The sequence below is a fragment of the Chamaesiphon polymorphus CCALA 037 genome, assembly GCF_003003845.1.
In the GTDB taxonomy this organism is placed as follows: Bacteria; Cyanobacteriota; Cyanobacteriia; order Cyanobacteriales; family Chamaesiphonaceae; genus Chamaesiphon; species Chamaesiphon polymorphus.
This window is the reverse complement of record NZ_PVWO01000664.1, coordinates 1-2,562: the sequence shown is the minus strand read 5'-3', so window position 1 is coordinate 2,562 and position 2,562 is coordinate 1. Positions and strand designations below refer to the sequence as shown.

Below are 2,562 nucleotides of genomic sequence, written 5' to 3'. Positions count from 1 at the left end.
TTAGCGATGATCCGTATCATGGTTAGGCGTTTGGCATAAAATTTAACTCTCTCCTGACTTTTCAAACATCCTCTTAATTGCTATTGTAGATATCGAGCGGTTAATGTTGAGAATCGATCGTGTTAATTTTGCTCTATCGTTAAAACTCAACTACTCGGTACATCGGCATAATTCGATCTCTATTTATTGACTCGTTGGCATTGCCTACCGAAGGTAATTGCTAAAACTTTAGATCGCTCGTATTAGAAAGATTGGATCGTGTTTATGATTATTCGATCGATTAATGTTGATGGCTACTCGATCGCTATTTGTATTTAATTACTCGTTGGCATCGCCGCGCCGCAAGGTAATTGTCACATCAACTCATTCGATCGATAGGGTTTCGGGGTTTCAAGTTTAGTATACATGACAAAAAAAGGACGATCGAATCGATCGTCCTTTTGATTGTAAGATTTGGGTTGGTAATAGAATAGTTTGAAAGTAAGATGGTGGGCATTGCCCACCCTACAAATACTAAAATCTAAGACCTAAAACCTAATGCCTAATCCTGAACGGCGTAGAAGCTCAAGTGGTAGGGGAAATTTTTCCAAGGGTGAGTTTGAATTTCCTTAATTACAGTCGTGCCTTTCCAAGATAATTCTGGAATACTGACTTCGACTGGAGTTTTGTTAATTCTAGCTTTTTTGATTAAATTCTCAACGCTCTTGGCATCGAGAGTCAGCAATAAAGATTTGTCGCCGTCGTGTCCGTAGAGATTGACGGGGATGTGACCGCTGCGGCGGAGAGCGTTAGGTTTGGTACCAGCGGCGCGTTGTTTCAATTCGACTGAGATTTCCATAGTTTTTAGTAGTAGTAATTTTGGTTAAATGTTCGTGATAAATCGAATCTAAAATTTTAGATTAATTTAAAGTTTGGATTCGATTTATCGGTTTAGACGGGAGTGCCATCAGCCGATAATAGTCCCCGTTTGGGGCCGTGAATCGGGTCTTCGACGATGATGGTTTGGTCGCGGCTGGGGCCGAGGGAGACGATCGAAATCGGCACTTCCATTAAGTCAGCTAAGAACTTAAGATAGTCTAATGCTGCTTTAGGAAGGTCTTCAAGCGATCGACAGTCAGCGGTATTCTGTTTCCAACCGGGGAGGGTTTTGTAGATGGGTACGCATTTGGCAAAATCTCGTCCGGAGTTGGGGAAATCTGTGGTGCGTTGACCATTAATTTCGTAAGCAACACAGACTTGAATCTCGTCAAATTCGTCCAGTACATCCAGTTTGGTGATGGCCATACAGTCCATACCATTGATCCGCACGGCATAACGACCGATCACGCCATCAAACCAGCCGCAGCGACGTTTGCGGCCAGTTGTGGTGCCAAATTCGGCACCGCGCTCGCCTAACATATCGCCGCTAGCATCATCTAGCTCGGTGGGGAAAGGGCCTTCGCCAACGCGGGTAGTATAAGCTTTGGCGACGCCAATGACTCGATCGATCGTGGTCGGGCCGATGCCAGTACCGATACAAGCTCCACCCGCGATCGGATTAGAAGATGTAACATAAGGGTAGGTACCGTGATCGAGATCGAGTAGCGTCCCTTGAGCACCTTCAAATAAAATATTCCGACGACGGCGCACCGCCTCGTAGATTTCTACTGAGGTATTGACTACATGCGGGCGCAACCGTTCGGCATAGCCCAAATATTCGGTCGCTACCTGCTCTGGGTCGAGTGGTGGTAAGTTATATAGCTTTTCGAGAATCTCATTTTTTTGAACGATCGTCCAGGCAATCTGTTCGCGGAATGATTCGGCATCCATCAAATCTTGTACCCGAATGCCAACTCGGTCGGACTTATCCATATAAGTCGGCCCGATGCCGCGTCCGGTCGTACCAATTTTGTGAGTGCCTCTGACTTCTTCGGATGCCAGATCGATCGATCGATGATATGGCATCGTTACATGCGCTGTCTGGGAAATCAAGAGCTTGTCAGTAGGGATATTTAGCGCGACAAGTCGATCCAGTTCTTCGATCAATACTTTGGGGTCAATGACTGTCCCACAGCCAATGATACATTTAGTTTCGGGATATAAAATCCCCGAAGGAATTAAGTGCAGTTTAAAGGTTTGACCCTGCACGACTACAGTGTGACCAGCGTTGACGCCCCCTTGGTAACGCACGACCACATCTGCTGACTTACTTAATAAGTCAGTGATTTTTCCTTTTCCTTCATCGCCCCATTGGGCACCAATTACGACTACGTTAGCCAAGGGTTATTGCTTGTCTATCTGAATAAAGTTAACACAATCTACAATCCTACCACGGACATCAGTGCCTGTCAAAAAGAGGTGTTTTCGATCGGACAATCACCATACATCAGATCGACTATAATATACTGTCACGAGCGATCGAAATGTGCCCAACCTGACAATCCACACCGATCGATAAATGTTTTGTACAGTCATAAGTTTAAGGCTTTAGGTTTTAGGTTTAAGGCTTTAGGCTTTAGGCTTTAGGCTTTAGGCTTTAGGCTTTAGGCACTGGAGTTACCCATTACCCATTCACTCATCCAC

The 2,562-nt window shown here is 45.2% G+C and carries 2 protein-coding genes; both read right to left on the bottom strand.

Annotation, left to right across the window (positions count from 1 at the left end; genetic code table 11):
• Positions 1–541: 541 nt before the first annotated feature.
• Positions 542–838, bottom strand: coding sequence for a 50S ribosomal protein L25 (gene rplY, locus C7B77_RS27970; protein WP_106312776.1), 297 nt, complete (start codon positions 836–838; stop codon positions 542–544).
• 92 nt (positions 839–930) lie between these two features.
• Positions 931–2,259 carry an adenylosuccinate synthase gene (locus tag C7B77_RS27965; protein WP_106312774.1) on the bottom strand — a complete coding sequence of 443 codons (1,329 nt, stop codon included), beginning with the start codon at positions 2,257–2,259 and terminating at the stop codon, positions 931–933.
• Between the last annotated feature and the right edge of the window lie 303 nt (positions 2,260–2,562).

Coding starts and splice junctions, on each gene's coding strand:
- rplY (WP_106312776.1), bottom strand. CDS start 838: ATGGAAATCTCAGTCGAATTGAAACAACGCGCCGCTGGTACCAAACCT.